12 protein-coding genes and 2 pseudogenes are annotated in these 14,896 nt (G+C 65.2%); 10 read left to right on the forward strand and 4 right to left on the reverse strand.

The features are described 5' to 3' along the window. Nucleotides 1-6 precede the first annotated feature (6 nt). Both ACEQXV_RS02280 and ACEQXV_RS02285 read right to left on the reverse strand, forming a co-directional pair. Nucleotides 7-2,370, reverse strand: coding sequence for an FtsX-like permease family protein (locus tag ACEQXV_RS02280; RefSeq protein WP_370267699.1), 2,364 nt, complete (start codon nt 2,368-2,370; stop codon nt 7-9). Next, nucleotides 2,367-3,101 carry an ABC transporter ATP-binding protein gene (locus ACEQXV_RS02285; RefSeq protein WP_370253940.1) on the reverse strand — a complete coding sequence of 245 codons (735 nt, stop codon included), beginning with the start codon at nt 3,099-3,101 and terminating at the stop codon, nt 2,367-2,369. Before ACEQXV_RS02285 ends, ACEQXV_RS02280 begins: the two co-directional genes overlap by 4 nt. A gap of 139 nt (nt 3,102-3,240) precedes the next feature. Between ACEQXV_RS02285 and ACEQXV_RS02290 the strand changes: the two genes are divergently transcribed. The 6 genes from ACEQXV_RS02290 (at nt 3,241) to ACEQXV_RS02315 (ending at nt 9,433) form a co-directional block, all read left to right on the forward strand. Next, nucleotides 3,241-3,906, forward strand: a complete 666-nt coding sequence (locus ACEQXV_RS02290) for a Crp/Fnr family transcriptional regulator (protein WP_370253941.1) — start codon at nt 3,241-3,243, stop codon at nt 3,904-3,906. 187 nt (nt 3,907-4,093) lie between these two features. Next, a complete protein-coding gene (locus ACEQXV_RS02295) occupies nt 4,094-4,525 on the forward strand; it encodes a YeeE/YedE family protein (RefSeq protein WP_370253942.1) in 432 nt (143 codons plus the stop codon). Nucleotides 4,526-4,529: 4 nt separating this feature from the next. Beyond that, complete coding sequence (locus ACEQXV_RS02300; protein WP_370253944.1) at nt 4,530-4,967, forward strand: DUF6691 family protein; 438 nt, start codon at nt 4,530-4,532, stop codon at nt 4,965-4,967. A 41-nt stretch (nt 4,968-5,008) separates the two neighbouring features. Next, the gene (locus ACEQXV_RS02305; RefSeq protein ID WP_370267700.1) at nt 5,009-5,893 is read left to right on the forward strand and encodes an MBL fold metallo-hydrolase; all 885 of its coding nucleotides are present in this window, start codon (nt 5,009-5,011) and stop codon (nt 5,891-5,893) included. A 28-nt stretch (nt 5,894-5,921) separates the two neighbouring features. Continuing rightward, nucleotides 5,922-7,595 carry a TIGR01244 family sulfur transferase gene (locus ACEQXV_RS02310; RefSeq protein WP_370267701.1) on the forward strand — a complete coding sequence of 558 codons (1,674 nt, stop codon included), beginning with the start codon at nt 5,922-5,924 and terminating at the stop codon, nt 7,593-7,595. 101 nt (nt 7,596-7,696) lie between these two features. Next, nucleotides 7,697-9,433 (forward strand): SulP family inorganic anion transporter, encoded by a 1,737-nt coding sequence (locus tag ACEQXV_RS02315; protein WP_370267703.1) that lies wholly within the window; start codon nt 7,697-7,699, stop codon nt 9,431-9,433. On the opposite strand, the gene ACEQXV_RS02320 is transcribed toward ACEQXV_RS02315, so the two are convergent. Together ACEQXV_RS02320 and ACEQXV_RS02325 are read right to left on the reverse strand one after the other, a co-directional pair. After that, nucleotides 9,434-9,880: an Rrf2 family transcriptional regulator gene (locus ACEQXV_RS02320; protein WP_370252507.1), complete on the reverse strand. Its 447-nt coding sequence runs from the start codon at nt 9,878-9,880 to the stop codon at nt 9,434-9,436. A gap of 209 nt (nt 9,881-10,089) precedes the next feature. Continuing rightward, nucleotides 10,090-10,749: an NUDIX domain-containing protein gene (locus tag ACEQXV_RS02325; RefSeq protein WP_370267705.1), complete on the reverse strand. Its 660-nt coding sequence runs from the start codon at nt 10,747-10,749 to the stop codon at nt 10,090-10,092. A gap of 517 nt (nt 10,750-11,266) precedes the next feature. Between ACEQXV_RS02325 and ACEQXV_RS02330 the strand changes: the two are divergent. The 4 genes and pseudogenes from ACEQXV_RS02330 to ACEQXV_RS02345 form a co-directional block, all read left to right on the forward strand. Continuing rightward, nucleotides 11,267-11,632, forward strand: a pseudogene (locus tag ACEQXV_RS02330) (toll/interleukin-1 receptor domain-containing protein); the annotation flags it as partial. A 217-nt stretch (nt 11,633-11,849) separates the two neighbouring features. Continuing rightward, entirely contained in the window at nt 11,850-13,598 is a 1,749-nt protein-coding gene (locus tag ACEQXV_RS02335) for a WD40 repeat domain-containing protein (protein WP_372525090.1), read from the forward strand. A 128-nt stretch (nt 13,599-13,726) separates the two neighbouring features. After that, complete coding sequence (locus ACEQXV_RS02340) at nt 13,727-14,350, forward strand: ATP-dependent Clp protease proteolytic subunit (protein ID WP_370254731.1); 624 nt, start codon at nt 13,727-13,729, stop codon at nt 14,348-14,350. 178 nt (nt 14,351-14,528) lie between these two features. Further along, nucleotides 14,529-14,867: pseudogene (locus ACEQXV_RS02345) on the forward strand (ClpX C4-type zinc finger protein); the annotation flags it as partial. Nucleotides 14,868-14,896 lie beyond the last annotated feature (29 nt).

Genomic DNA, 14,896 nt, shown 5'->3' on the forward strand with positions numbered 1-14,896 from the left:
GGCTGATTACTCCCTCGTTTTCAGGGCCAGGACAAGGTCGGCCTTGTCGATCTGGCGTTTGACAACCCAGCCCGAAAAGGCGGCGGCGGCCAGCACCGCGACGGCGGCAGAACCGATCGAGGCCGGGTCGGGATAGGCGGAGACCTGGTAGATGTCGTTGGAAAACGCCTCGCTCACCGCCCAGGCCAAGCCGAAGCCGAAGCCGCTGCCGATGGGGATCGCGGCCAAGGTGACCACCACCAGTTCCCCCAACAGGACGAAGCTGACCTCGGCGCGGGTGAAGCCCACGACGCGCAGGCTGGCCAGGTCGCGGGCGCGTTCCGCATAGGCGATGCGGGCGGCGTTGTAGACCACGCCGAAGGTGATCACGCCCGCGATCACCGCCATGACGTAGCGCACCGCGCCCGCGCCGGTATCCATGATCCGCTGGAAGGCCTCGCGGCTGTCGGACTTGAGCGTGACGCCCGCGATGGCGGGCATGTCGTTGAGACGCTGGTAGAGCGGGGCGGCAACCTCGGGGTCGATGCGCAGATAGGCCCCCGACACGCGGCCCGGCTCGCCTATGGCGCGGTTCATCGCGGCCAGTTCCATGTAGGCCGGCGCACCCATGCGGGTTTCGGCGATGCCCACGACGGGTAGGTCCAGCATCTCTTGCCGGCCTTGGCGCATTTCGACCGAGAGCATGTCGCCGGGTGCGATATCGAGAATGCGCGCCAGCGCCGCGCCCAGGATCACGCCATCTTCGCGCGGGGCAATCTCGCGGTCGTCGCGGTCGAGCGCGCGGAAGAGCCGGGGCGCGGGCACCAGGCCCGTCAGCGCGCCCTGGTAGTCGTTCAGCCCGTTTCGGAACACCACCGGCACATGGCGGATCGGCTCGACCTCGATCACGCCCTCCATCCGGCGCAGCGCGAAAATGGCGCTCTCGCCCACGGCATGGGTGAAGGTGACGTTCAAATCGGAACGGTCGGCGACCGAGAAACTGTGCTCGATCGTGCCGTCGAAACTGGCCATGAGCGAGATCATGGCGACCGACAGGCCCATGCCGCAGGCGATGCCCACGGTGCTGCCGGCCATGCGCACCGGCTGGCGCGTGATCCGGCGCAGCACCATGCGCGAGGGCTGGTCCAGCACATGCGCGATCCCGGCGGCGAGGCGGCCGGTGCGCGAGTAATCGGCCGGGGCAGGGGGGCGCATGGCGGCGGCGGGCGTCAGCCGGAAAACCCGGCCCATGACCATGAGACCGCCCGCCGAGGCGATGGCAATCGACAGCCCGATCCCCGCGATGATGGCCGCGGGATCGACGCGGAAGACGAGGAAGGGGAACTTGTAGAATTCCAGGTAGATCTCGACCTGGAGCCGCCCCGCCAGCACCCCGAGCGCGGCCCCCAGCACCGCACCGCCGCCCGCGATCACCAGCACCATCATCAGGTAATGGGTGGCCACCTCGCGGTCGGTATAGCCGAAGGCCTTCATCAGCCCGATCTCCTCGCGCTCGGACTGGATGATGCGGGTCATGACGATGTAAAGCAGGAAGGCCGCCACCGCGAGGAAGATGGGCGGCACCGAGCGGGAGGTGGCCCGAAGCCCGGCAATCTCCTCGGTCACGAAGCGGTCGGAGCCGTGATCTTCCAGACCATAGGCGCCAAGCCCGCCATAGGGGTCGAGCACCCGGTCCACGGCGTCCAGGACCTCGGCCTCGGTGGCGCTGCGCCCAAGGCGCAGAAGCGCCTCGTTGAAGGCCCCGTCCATGTCATAGGCGGCCGACAGTGCCGCGCGGCTCATCCAGCTGACGCCGACGCGCGCGGCGTCGGGGATGATCTCGCCCGGCGCGGTCACGTAGAGAAACTCGGGGCCTTGCGCGAGACCGACGATGCGAAAATGCCGCCGCGCCCCGTTCATCGTGGCCGACAGCCTGTCGCCGGGGCGCAGCCCGTGGGCGGCGGCGAAGCTTTCCAGAAGCAGGATCTCGGAGTCCTGCCGGGTGTCCAGGTGGCGTCCATCGACCAGCAGGTAGCCATTGATCGGCGGAGGGCCGAAATCGGGAACCGAGACGGCGCGTGCCTGCACCGGCAGGTCGCGCCCCGCGATGTCGATCAGCGCGCTGCCCGTCACCCGCCCATAGGCCGCCGCGACGCCCGGGATCTCGGCCAGCCGGTCAACCAGCTGGTTCGGCGCGCGGGCGGCGGGGGCGAAGACCTGCGCCATGCGGTAGCGGTCGTAATAGGCGTCGCGGGTTTCCTGAAGCGAGGTCACCAGACCGGTCTGCATGACCAGCAGAAGCACGCCAACGGCAATGACCGCGCCGATGGCGGCGGCCTGGCCCTTGATATGCCACAGGTCGCGCCAGAGCTTGTGGCCAAGCGGGCTCACCAGTCGATCTCCTCGGGCGGAGTCTTGGTGGTGTTGACCACCACTTCGCGGATCGCCCCGTCGGAAAAATGGATCACGCGGTCGGCCATGGCCCCGGTGGCGGCGGCATGGGTCACGATCAGCACGGTGGTGCCCATCTGTTCGTTCACATCGGCCAGCACCCGCAGCACCTCGCGCCCGGTTGTGGAATCGAGCGCGCCCGTGGGCTCGTCGCACAAAAGCACCGTGGGCCGCTTGGCCACCGCCCGCGCGATGGCGACGCGCTGCTGTTCGCCGCCCGAGAGCTGCGCGGGAAAGTGATGGAGCCGCTCCTTGAGGCCCACCAGCGACAGCGCCTCGGCCGGTTCCATCGGATCGCGGGCGATCTCGGTCACCAGTTCCACGTTCTCGGCGGCGGTCAGGGAGGGCATGAGATTGTAGAACTGGAAGACGAAGCCCACGTGGTCGCGCCGATACTGGGTCAGTTGCCGGTCGCTCATGGCTGAAAGCTCGGCCTCGCCGAAGAAGGCCTGCCCCTCGGTGCCGCGGTCGAGCCCGCCGATGATGTTGAGCAGCGTCGACTTGCCGGACCCCGAGGGCCCGAGCAGAACCACGAACTCGCCCGCCGGAATGGTCAGGTCCACCCCGCGCAGCGCATGCACCGCCGCCTCGCCCTCGCCGTATGTCTTGGTCAGGGCGCGGGTTTCAAAGGCCGCGTGCCCGGGCTCTATGCTGCGTCTTGAGATGGGCATGGCTCACCGTTATCTGTTTCGCCGTGGGTCCCGCCTTGACTATGATCAAGATCAGGCGGCGGCGCCAGCAAAGAGGAATGGCTTGACGCGACGGCCCCGGCGGGCAGACTTGGCGACGTCAATTATGAGGATGCCGACGATGAGCGTTGACTGGATTTCCCGGTTCCAGGGTCTCTCGAAGCTGCCTGAGCGGATCCGGGGCATTCTCGAAAGCCGTTCGACGGTGATCGACCTGCCCAAGGGCACGGTGATCTTCGGCCCCGGCAAATCGCCCGAGAACCTTCTGTTCCTGCTCGATGGCACGGTGCGGGTGCAGCAGCTGGCCGAGAACGGGCGCGAGATCGTGCTCTACCGGGTGCAGGCGGGTGAAAGCTGCGTGCTGACCACGGCCTGCCTTCTGGCCTACGAGGATTACAGCGCAGAAGGGGTGGCGGAAACGGCGATCCGGGCGGCGATGGTGCCGCGCGTGGTCTTCGACGACCTCATCGCGCAGTCCAAGGAGTTTCGCAATTTCGTCTTCTCGGCCTATTCGCGGCGGATCACCGACCTTTTCCACGTGATCGAGGAGATCGCGTTCCAGCGCATGGATATCCGGCTGGCGCAGAAGCTGCTCGACCTCAAGCAGGGCGACACCGTCAAGGCCACGCATCAGCAGATGGCCGCGGAACTGGGCACCGCGCGCGAAGTGATCTCGCGCCAGTTGTCGGAGTTCCAGCGCCGCGACTGGATCAAGCAGTCGCGCGGGGCGATCGAGCTGACCGACCCTGGCAGCATCGCGAAACTGGCGCAGTCGGAAGCGGCCTAGACGGTCTTCCATCCACCTGTTGGTTTGCCAATCCGCTTTGGTGACATCGTCACTGAAGCGGGGCAGCCTGCGTTGTAGACAGACATCAAGCTTCATACGTGAAGTTCACAGGAAACAGCCAACAGGGCCTGCAAAACAAGGGGTGGATGCGCGATTCGCCCGAAGGCCCGAAGGAGAACAGGACGACATGGAAACCGAATTCACACCTCTGGCCAGCACCATCGGCGGTGTCCTCATTGGCACGGCCTCGGTGCTTTTGATGCTGACGCTCGGTCGCATCATGGGCGCCACCGGCATCCTGGCGGGCTTCTTCAGCCCCGCCTCGCGTGAAGACTTCTACTGGCGTGCCGCCATCCTTTTGGGCATGGTCACCGGTCCGCTGGCCTACTTCATCCTCATGGGGCAGATGCCCGCCGTTGAGGTGCCGGTCTCGACCCCCATGCTGATCGTTGGCGGCTTCATCGTCGGGATCGGCGTGACCTTCGGGTCGGGCTGCACCTCGGGCCACGGCGTCTGCGGCATGGCGCGCCTGTCGCCGCGGTCAATCTCGGCTGTTGCCACCTTCATGGTCTTCACCGGACTGACCGTCTTCGTCCTTCGCCACGTGATCGGAGCCTGAGCCAATGCGTATCATCGTTGCCTATATCATCGGGATCGTCTTCGGCCTCGGGATCTCCATCTCCGGCATGGCCAACCCCGCCAAGGTGCTGAATTTCTTCGACGTGGCGGGAACATGGGACCCGAGCCTAATCTTCGTGATGGGCGGGGCCGTCGTGGTGACCTTCCTGGGCTACCGCTTCGTGCTGAAGCGCCCCATGCCGCTCTTCGATCGGCAGTTCCTGCTGCCCGGCTCCAACGTCATCGATCTCAAGCTCCTGGGCGGATCTGCCGTGTTCGGCATCGGCTGGGGCATCGCGGGCTTTTGCCCGGGCGGGGCTCTGCCCGCGCTCGGCACCGGCCGGATCGAGGTCGTTCTCTTCACTGTCGCCCTTGTCGCGGGCATCTTCGCGGCGCGGGCCATGATGCACTTCCGGCGTCCCACGGCGCCGACCCAGGCCTGACGCCTGGCTCCCCAAACATCTGATCCCTGGAGGATATACCTATGTCTGACTATCCCGTGAACATGGACATCAAACCCGAAGTCCACGCCTTCTTCGACCCGGCCACCAACACGATCAGCTACATCGTGAAGGATCCGAGCTCGACCAGCTGTGCCATCGTCGACTCGGTCATGGATATCGACTACGCCGCCGGCCGCATCACCTACGAACATGCCGACGAGCTGATCGCCTTCATCGAGAAGAACGGCCTGAAACTGGAATGGATCATCGAGACCCATGTCCATGCCGACCACCTGTCTGCCGCGCCCTATATCCAGGAACGCCTTGGCGGCAAGATCGGCGTCGGCGACAAGATCATGGTCGTGCAGGACACCTTCGGCAAGGTCTTCAACGAAGGCACCGAGTTCCAGCGCGACGGCAGCCAGTTCGACAAGCTCTTCGTCGATGGCGACACTTATAAGATCGGCAACATGGAAGCCGTGGCGATCTACACCCCCGGCCACACCCCGGCCTGCATGGTGCACGTGATGGGCAATGCCGCATTCGTGGGCGACACCCTGTTCATGCCCGATGGCGGCTCGGCCCGGGCCGACTTCCCCGGCGGTGACGCGGGCACGCTGTACGACTCGATCCAGAAGGTCCTGGCGCTGCCCGACGACATGCGGCTCTTCATGTGCCACGACTACGGCCCCAACGGTCGCGACATCCAGTGGGAAACCACCGTGGGCGAGGAAAAGGCGCACAACATCCACGTGGGCGGCGGCAAGACGAAGGAGGAGTTCGTCAAGTTCCGCACCGAGCGCGATGCGCAGCTTGACATGCCCAAGCTGATCATCCCCTCCTTGCAGGTGAACATGCGCGCGGGCGAAATCCCGACCGACAAGGACGGCAAGCCGATGCTGAAAGTCCCGCTCAACGGGCTCTGAGCCACGCGGTCAGGAAGGACACAGACCCATGGAAATCAAAACCATCAATGCCTCGATCTCGGTCAGCCCGCAGGTCTCGGCCGAAGAAATGCGCCGCATCGCGGACCAGGGCTTCCGGTCGGTAATCTGCAACCGGCCGGACGGTGAAGGCGCCGACCAGCCCAACCATGACGAAATCGAAGCGGCGGCCAAGGCCGCGGGTCTCGAATTCCGCTACCTGCCGGTCGTGTCCGGCCGCGTCACGGACGAGGACTCGGAGGCGTTCGGCAAGGCGATGGAGGAGCTTCCCAAGCCCGTCTTCGCCTATTGCCGGACCGGCACGCGCTGCGCGACCCTGTGGTCGCTCAGCCAGGCCGAAAAGCTGCCCGTGGCCGACATCCTGGCCTCGACCAAGGCGGCCGGCTACGACATGGCGGGCGTGGTGCGCCGCATCGTGAACGGGGGCAAGACGCCCACCGACCGGGCGGATGCCACCTATGACGTGGTGATCGTCGGCGGCGGGGCCGCGGGCATCGCCACGGCGGCCTCGCTCAAGGCGCGCAAGCCCGATACCGAGATCGCCATCATCGACCCGGCCGACATCCACTATTACCAGCCCGGCTGGACCATGGTGGGCGGCGGCATCTTCGAGGCGGCCGACACCGCCAAGACGATGGGCAGCCTCATTCCGCGCGGCGTGCACTGGATCAAGTCCGCCGTCGCCGCCTTCGAGCCCAAGGACAACGCGATCCTGCTCGATGGCTGCCGCGTGGTGGGCTACAAGCGCTTGATCGTGTGCCCGGGGCTCAAGCTCGACTGGCACAAGGTCGAAGGGCTGGTAGACACGCTCGGCAAGAACGGCGTGACCTCGAACTACCGCTATGACCTTGCCCCCTATACCTGGCAGCTTGTCCAGCAGATGAAGGAAGGCCGGGCGATCTTCACGCAGCCGCCGATGCCGATCAAATGCGCCGGCGCGCCGCAGAAGGCGCTCTACCTGTCCGGCGACCACTGGTTCCGCAATGGCCGCCTGAAGGATATCGACATCGAGTTCATGAACGCGGGCGGGGTTCTGTTCGGCGTGAAGGACTATGTCCCGGCGCTGGAGAAATACGTCGAGAAATACCAGGCCAAGCTCAACTTCTTCCACAACCTCGTGGCGGTGGATGGTGAAGCCAAGAAGGCCACGTTCAAGGTCGCAAAGCCCGATACCGACCCCACCGAGGTGACGGTCGAGTTCGACATGATGCATGTCTGCCCGCCGCAGACCGCGCCCGATTTCATCCGCGTCTCGCCGCTGGCCGATGCCGCCGGTTGGGTCGACGTGGACCAGGCCACCCTGCGTCACAAGACCTATGAAAACATCTGGTCGCTCGGCGACGTGATGAACGCCCCCAATGCCACGACGGCATCGGCGGCGCGCATGCAGGCGGCCGTGGTGGCGCAGAACGTGGCCGACGACATCGACGGACGCTCGCCCACCTCGCTCTATAACGGCTACGGGTCCTGCCCGCTGACCGTGGAGCGCGGCAAGATCGTCCTGGCCGAGTTCGGCTATGGCGGCACGCTGCTGCCGTCCTTCCCGAAATGGCTGATCGACGGCACCAAGCCGTCGAGCCTGTCGTGGCTTCTGAAGGAAAAGCTGCTGCCGCCGGTCTACTGGAAGGCCATGCTGCGCGGCCGCGAGTGGATGGTGAAGCCCGAGAAGGTCACCGTTCGCTGACCGCCTGACACCCTGAGGATCGCGCCCCGCAGGGGCGCGACCGGATCGCGGCGCTGCGCGCCGCGATCCTACCTGACCTATTGCCGAGAAAGGTGTGAGCCATGCTCGCCCGTTACCTGCCTATCCTTGACTGGGGCCGCCGCTATGACCGGCAGGCACTGTCCAATGACCTGATCGCCGCGGTGATCGTCACCATCATGCTGATCCCGCAATCGCTGGCCTATGCGCTGCTTGCGGGGCTTCCGCCCGAGATGGGGCTTTATGCCTCGATCGCGCCGATCATCCTTTACGCGATCTTCGGGACCTCGCGCGCGCTCGCTGTGGGGCCGGTCGCGGTGGTGTCGCTGATGACCGCGGCCTCCATCGGCCAGATCGCCGAGGCAGGCACCGCGGGCTATGCCATCGCCGCCCTGACGCTGGCCGGGCTTTCGGGCGCGATCCTGCTGGCCATGGGCGTCTTCCGGCTCGGCTTCCTGGCCAATTTCCTCTCGCATCCCGTCATCGCGGGCTTCATCACAGCCTCGGGCGTGATCATTGCCGCCAGCCAGCTCAAGCACATCCTCGGCGTGCGCGCCGAGGGTCACAACCTGCTGGAACTGGTGGAATCGCTTTGGCACCACCTGCCCGAGACAAACCCCTACACGCTGGTCATCGGCGTTGCGGCCACCGCCTTCCTGTTCTGGGTGCGCAAGGGGCTGAAGCCTGCGCTGCGCAAGATGGGCCTGTCGGCGGGGATGTCCGATATCGCCGCCAAGGCGGGCCCGGTGGCTGCCGTCGTCGTCACGACCGGCGTCGTCTGGCTGTTCGGGCTCAATGACCTGGGCGTGTCGATCGTGGGTGAGGTGCCGCAGAGCCTGCCGCCCCTGACCCTGCCGTCGCTCAATCTCGACCTGATCCGTGCGCTGGCGGTGCCCGCGCTGCTGATCTCGGTCATCGGTTTCGTGGAATCGATCTCGGTCGCGCAGACGCTGGCGGCCAAGAAGCGCCAGCGCATCGACCCCGACCAGGAACTGATCGGGCTAGGTGCCGCCAATATCGGCGCGGCGTTCACCGGCGGCTTCCCGGTGACCGGCGGCTTCTCGCGTTCCGTCGTGAACTATGACGCGGGCGCCGAAACGCCAGCTGCGGGGGCCTATACCGCCGTGGGCCTGGCGATTGCTGCGCTGGCGCTGACCCCGCTGATCTTCTTCCTGCCCAAGGCCACCCTCGCGGCCACGATCATCGTGGCGGTGCTGAGCCTTGTCGACTTCTCGATCCTGAAGAAGACCTGGGGCTATTCGAAGGCCGATTTCACCGCCGTTGCCGCCACGATCCTGCTGACCCTTCTGGCGGGCGTCGAACTGGGCGTGTCGGCGGGCGTGATGCTGTCCATCGCGCTCTATCTCTACAAGACCTCGCGCCCGCATATCGCCGAGGTCGGCCTGATGCAGGACGGGTCCGAGCATTTCCGCAACATCCGCCGCTACGAGGTGCTGACCCATCCCGCGATGGTCACGCTGCGCATCGACGAGAGCCTCTATTTCGCCAATGCCCGCTACCTGGAGGATTACATCCTCGACCGCGTGGTGGGGTCGAAGGGGATCAAGCACGTGGTGCTGATGTTCTCGGCGGTGAACGAGGTCGACATGTCGGCGCTGGAATCGCTGGAAGCCATCAACCACCGGCTCGCCTCCATGGGCATTGCGCTGCACCTCTCGGAGGTGAAGGGCCCGGTGATGGACCGCCTCAAGAGGGCCCACTTGCTCGACGAGCTGACCGGCAAGGTTTTCCTGTCGCAATACGCCGCGATGATGGAGCTGGGGCCCGTCGTCGGGCAGGGGGCCGAGACCGCCGCCTGATCAGCAGGTGGCGGGTTTGACCGCCAGCAGACGCGCCAGCCCGGCATTGTCACAGGTCAGATCGGCCAGCGTGACCTTGTCGAGCGAGGAATAGAATGCGTCCAGCGCATCGTCGATCGAGGTGCGCAGCTTGCAGACCGGGGCGATGGGGCAGTGATTGTCCCGCGCCGAGAAGCATTCGGTGAAGGGCGTGTTCGCCTCGAAGGTCCGAAAGACCCGGCCCACGCTGATCAGCTCGGGCGCAAGCTTGAGCCGGATGCCACCATGACGGCCCCGGATCGTTTCGATGAACCCGGTTTGCGCCAGCTGGTTGATGACGACGCCCAGATGCGCCTCGGACGCGCCGGTCGCTTCGGCGATCTCGGCCTTGCGGACGATCTTGTCGGGATTGACGGCGCAGGTCATGAGCGCACGCATCGCGATATTGGTTCGAACGGTCAGACGCATGTGGAATATTCCTTTTCTGCGCACACCGTGTAGCGAAATATCCGCCCGTTACTTTGATCTATGTCAGAGTGGGGCACTGGATGATTTGCTTAACATGAACATCAGAATCGGGTTTCACCCAATTCTTCGCGGGGCTCCTCTCTCCCGGCCCACGCGCAATTTGGCCCCGGCTGTCCTCGCCGGGGCCCGTCTTTTTGGGGGGGTGGCGATCAGAAATCGACGGAATAGAGCGCGGCGGGCCGATGGCGGCCGCCCGAGGTCTTTTCCTTGAGATCCACCAGATCCCAGGTCGCGGCGATCCACTTGCGGAAATTGCGCTTGTCCAGTTCTTCGCCGCGCAGCGTCTCGAACACGGCCTGGGCCTGGGCGAGGGTGAATTTCTGCGGCAGGAACTGGAAGGCTGCGCGGGCGGTTTCGGTCACGCGGTTGGTGACCTTGTCGGCCAGGCGCGCGCGGGCATCGGCCAGGATCGTCGCGTGATCGAAGGCCAGCGCGGGCAGGTCGTCCATGTCGAACCAGCGCGCATCGGCAGCATCGGTGGAGGCCGCGAGGACCATCTGGTCCGATGGCACGAGCGCCATGAAGGCCACGGTTATCACCCGTTCGCGCGGGTCGCGGTCGGGGGCGCCATAGGCGCCGAGCTGTTCCAGGGGCACATCGGCGACACCGGTTTCTTCCTCCAACTCGCGTCGGGCGCCGGTTTCGAGGTCTTCATCCATCTTGATGAAGCCGCCGGGGATCGCCCAGCTGTCCTTGTAAGGCTCCACAAGGCGCTGGATCAGCAGCACATGCAGTTTGCCTTCACGGATCGAGAAAATGCAGATGTCGGCGGTGACCGCCGGATGGGGATAGTCGTAGGTGTAGCTCATGTGCCCGTCAGCCGGCCTGAACCCGGCCCTTTCATTGAAGGTCCCGTCCCGGGGCATTCTTGTTGATCGTGTAACCGTCACACATAGAAGCCGCCCCGTCAAGCAAATTGGCCGGCCCCCTGGGACGCGAGGGGCCGGCCGGACGATCCTGAGAGATGGGGACAGGGAAATCTTGGATCGTCGTCTGGGAGGAGAAAAGGGAGAGAGGAAAAAGGTCTGGTGTTTAAGGTCTTAAGCTGGTCTTTCCTGTGTTAGCCTTGGGTGGCGTCATCTTGTGGTGTCTGTATGACACTATCAGTTGGTGTTGTAAATACATTTATTTGAGCATGCGTGCCTTTTTCCGGGCCTCACGAGGTAAGTCATTGATTTTTGGGGGGAAGAATTTTCGTCGCACGGGTTGGATGCCGCGCAGTTATGCCTGGGCTTGCTGTGTGTGGGCATGTCTTTCCCTCCAGGATCGGGAATCACGGCTGGCGGGGCTGGATTTTTTCCCGCCCGCGCGGCTTGATGGCCTCAGATGACAGACCGTTCCAGAATCTTCATCTCCTATTCGCACAAGGACAGGGACCGGGCGGATTTCCTGTATGAAAGCCTGCGCGCACGTGATCACGAGGTGTTCATCGACCGCGAAGGCATCCTCGAAACGGAACTGATCACCAAGCGTATCCGCGACATGATCCAAGGCTCGGATGTGGTGCTGCTGGTTCTTGGGCCGAACTGGATCACCTCGCCGGCCTGCCGGATGGAGATGCATTTCGCGCTGGAGCTGAACAAGCGCATCCTGCCTGCCGCCTTCGAGGACGTGGGGGCGGACCTGCCCTCGGAGATCAAGGAAATCAACTACGTCCGGTTCTACGGGGAAGACGGGGCGTGGGACGAGGCGATCGAGCGGCTCGACGGGGCGCTTGACCGCGATATCGACTGGATCCGCGACCATACGCGCTTTGGCGAACAGGCCGCGCGCTTCCTCGGCGGGGTCGGGGCGCCGCCGCGAGGACAGGAACTGCGCCACATGCGTCGCTGGATCGAACGTCACCCCCGCGGTGCGCCCGTGGGATCACTGGCGATATTTCAAGGCCGGGATGCGCCGGAGAAAATGGGTGCAGATCATCACCGCCGTGGCCTCGACCCTGGCGGCCTGCGTGGCCGCCGTGGCCAGCGTGATCTGGATCAGCAACGGCCAGTGCGAAGAGCTGCGCAGCCGCGCCCGCGAAGCGCAGACGCTGGAGCCCGTGCAGGCGATCCAGTCGATCCTGCCGCTTTCGGCCTTCAGCTTCTGCCGCGCGCCCGACGCCTGGCTGGAAGTGCTGGAAACGCTTGGCCAGTCGATCCAGGGCCAGCGTCTGCGCGCCGCGGTCACGTTACCCGATGCCCCCGCCCATTTCGTCGATTTCCTCCCCGGCTCGGGCCACGTGGTCACGATTGCCGCCGACGGAAGCGGCGCGGTGTTCGACCCGGTCACGGGCGAGCCGATCGAGGGTGAACTGTCCATGCCCGCCGCCGACGTTGCGCCGATGGTTCTGTATGACCAGGGGCGCTTCTTGCTGATCCGCGACAGGCGCGTCACCGTCTGGAACCCGCGCCGTGGCGAGGTGGTGGGCCTGCCCTACCAGGGCGAGGGGCGTGTCCTGTCGGCGGCTCTGTCGCCCGAGGGCGATACGCTGGTCGTGGCGACCGAGGGCAACCGGCTGCACTTTCACTCGCTGGCTTCCGGGCGCGAACTGCGCGAGGCGATCGAGCTCGGCGCCGATGTGAGCGCGCTGGCCTTCGTGTCCGGCAGCGCCCGGCTGATCGTAGCCTCGGGCAGCATCCTGCGGGTGATGGATCTCTTGCCCGCGCTCGATGGCCGCCCGGCGGGCCTGATGCGCACGCTGGAGGTGCCGGGACCGATCATCGCGATGGATGTGTCGGATGACGGCACCACGGTTGCGGCGGCCACGGGCAATGTCGCGGCGGTGTGGGACCTGACCACCTTCGACGCGATCCTGCCGCCTTCGGCGCTCTATCTCGACGGGGTCGAGATCCTGAGCCTCGGTCTCTCACCAGACGGGTTGCGGCTGGCCGTGGGGGCCTCGGACAAGCGTGCCCGTATCCACGACGTGCTGACCGGCAAGTCGCTGATGACGCTTCTGGGCCACCGCAGCCCGGTGCGCGCGGTCCGCTTCTCGCCACGCGGAGACGCGGTGATGACCCATGACACGGACGGGGTGATGCGGTTGTTCGACGTGTCTACGGGCCTGCTGGCCGCCGATATCCCCGACGAAATGACCGATGCGGTGATTTCCACCACCCGAGCGGGCGAAAACGCGTCGTCCATGCAGCTTCTTGCGACGGGCCTGCGCATCTCGATCCTGCCCAACCAGGAAAACGTGCTAGCGCTGGCCCACACCACCGACGACGCGCCGCCCTTCTACGACGACCGGCTGGTGCATGAAGGGCTGGTGACGGCCATGGCGCTGAGCCCGGACGAAAGGCTGCTGGCGACCGGGGCCGATGACGGGCAGGTCCGGGTCTGGGACACGCAGACCGGGCTGCTGCTTTATACCTTTGGCCATTCGCGCGATGCGCTGGTGCCCTTCCTGGGGGCCGATTTCACGCCTTCGGGCAATCACGTCGTGTCCTGGGACAGCAATGGCGAGCGCCGGGTCTGGGCGATCCAGCCGCTATCGGGCGACCTGTTCCAGACCGCCTGCCGGCTGTTGCCCTTCCAGGACGGGGTGCGCGACCTGACCGATCCGGAGGGCAACCCCGACGCGACCGCACTGCCCGTGCCCGAGGGCCAGGACCCCTGTGAAAGCGTGTTGCTGAACCCCAGGTGGGGCCTGACGATGTGGCTGGCCGGACGCTGAGCCGCCCGCGCCGGGATTGAATTGCGCCCGTGGGGGCATATTTCTGCCCCGTGCCCCCCTTGCAGCCCCCCTAGGGCGGCCATAACATCCCGTCGACAACGCATGTATCCTTACCCGAGGCAGGCCCGATGAAAGATCCCTATGACGTTTACATGAACACGCTGGTTCCGATGGTGGTCGAACAGACCAGCCGGGGCGAGCGCGCCTATGACATCTTCTCGCGCCTGCTGAAGGAGCGGATCATCTTCCTGTCCGGCCCCGTGCATGACGGGATGAGCTCGCTCATCGTGGCGCAGCTGCTGCACCTTGAGGCGGAAAACCCGTCCAAGGAAATCAGCATGTACATCAACAGCCCCGGCGGCGTGGTGACCAGCGGCCTGTCGATCTACGACACGATGCAATACATCAAGCCCAAGGTCTCGACCCTCGTGGTGGGGCAGGCGGCCTCGATGGGCTCGCTCTTGCTGACGGCGGGCGAACCGGGCATGCGCTTCTCGCTGCCCAACAGCCGCATCATGGTGCACCAGCCCTCGGGCGGCTACCAGGGCCAGGCGACCGACATCATGATCCACGCCCAGGAAACCCAGAAGCTCAAGAACCGGCTGAACGAAATCTATGTCAAGCACACCGGCCAGAAGCTTGAAACCGTGGTTGACGCGCTGGAGCGCGACAATTTCATGGATGCCGAACAGGCCAAGGACTGGGGCCTGATCGACGAGATCGTCGCCAACCGCGCGGCGACCGAAAGCTAAGCAAACCGCGCCCGCGTGCCGCCAAAACGGGCCGCGCGGGCGTTAACCGCAGGGTGAAATTTGCCGTGCATTTTGACATTGTGGAGCAGGTAGGGCTGCTCTAGGCTTAGGGCGACAGGGCCGGGACACAGGGGTCAGCCCCCCGGCGCAGCGCGAAAACCTGTTTAGGTAGGACGATATGGCGAATTCATCCGGCGGCGATTCCAAGAACACGCTTTACTGCAGCTTCTGCGGCAAGAGCCAGCATGAGGTGCGTAAACTCATCGCCGGACCGACCGTCTTCATCTGCGACGAATGCGTCGAACTCTGCATGGACATCATCCGCGAGGAAACCAAGTCGACGGGGCTGAAAAGCTCTGACGGGGTTCCGACCCCGCAGGACATCTGCAACGTGCTGGACGATTACGTGATCGGCCAGGCGATGGCCAAGCGTGTGCTCTCGGTCGTGGTGCACAACCACTACAAGCGCCTCAACCACAGCCAGAAGAGCTCGGATATCGAGAGATCGGAAGAGCACACGTCTGAACTCCAGTCACACTGGTAGAT

It is taken from the genome of Nioella sp. (genome assembly GCF_964229645.1).
Lineage (GTDB): Bacteria > Pseudomonadota > Alphaproteobacteria > Rhodobacterales > Rhodobacteraceae > Nioella.

Bases quoted from the DNA above. Each gene is read 5' to 3' on its own strand.
- ACEQXV_RS02310 (WP_370267701.1), top strand. From the start codon at position 5,922: ATGGAAATCAAAACCATCAATGCCTCGATCTCGGTCAGCCCGCAGGTC.
- ACEQXV_RS02340 (WP_370254731.1), top strand. From the start codon at position 13,727: ATGAAAGATCCCTATGACGTTTACATGAACACGCTGGTTCCGATGGTG.
- ACEQXV_RS02285 (WP_370253940.1), bottom strand. From the start codon at position 3,101: ATGCCCATCTCAAGACGCAGCATAGAGCCCGGGCACGCGGCCTTTGAA.
- ACEQXV_RS02305 (WP_370267700.1), top strand. From the start codon at position 5,009: ATGTCTGACTATCCCGTGAACATGGACATCAAACCCGAAGTCCACGCC.
- ACEQXV_RS02325 (WP_370267705.1), bottom strand. From the start codon at position 10,749: ATGAGCTACACCTACGACTATCCCCATCCGGCGGTCACCGCCGACATC.
- ACEQXV_RS02315 (WP_370267703.1), top strand. From the start codon at position 7,697: ATGCTCGCCCGTTACCTGCCTATCCTTGACTGGGGCCGCCGCTATGAC.
- ACEQXV_RS02320 (WP_370252507.1), bottom strand. From the start codon at position 9,880: ATGCGTCTGACCGTTCGAACCAATATCGCGATGCGTGCGCTCATGACC.
- ACEQXV_RS02290 (WP_370253941.1), top strand. From the start codon at position 3,241: ATGAGCGTTGACTGGATTTCCCGGTTCCAGGGTCTCTCGAAGCTGCCT.
- ACEQXV_RS02300 (WP_370253944.1), top strand. From the start codon at position 4,530: ATGCGTATCATCGTTGCCTATATCATCGGGATCGTCTTCGGCCTCGGG.
- ACEQXV_RS02295 (WP_370253942.1), top strand. From the start codon at position 4,094: ATGGAAACCGAATTCACACCTCTGGCCAGCACCATCGGCGGTGTCCTC.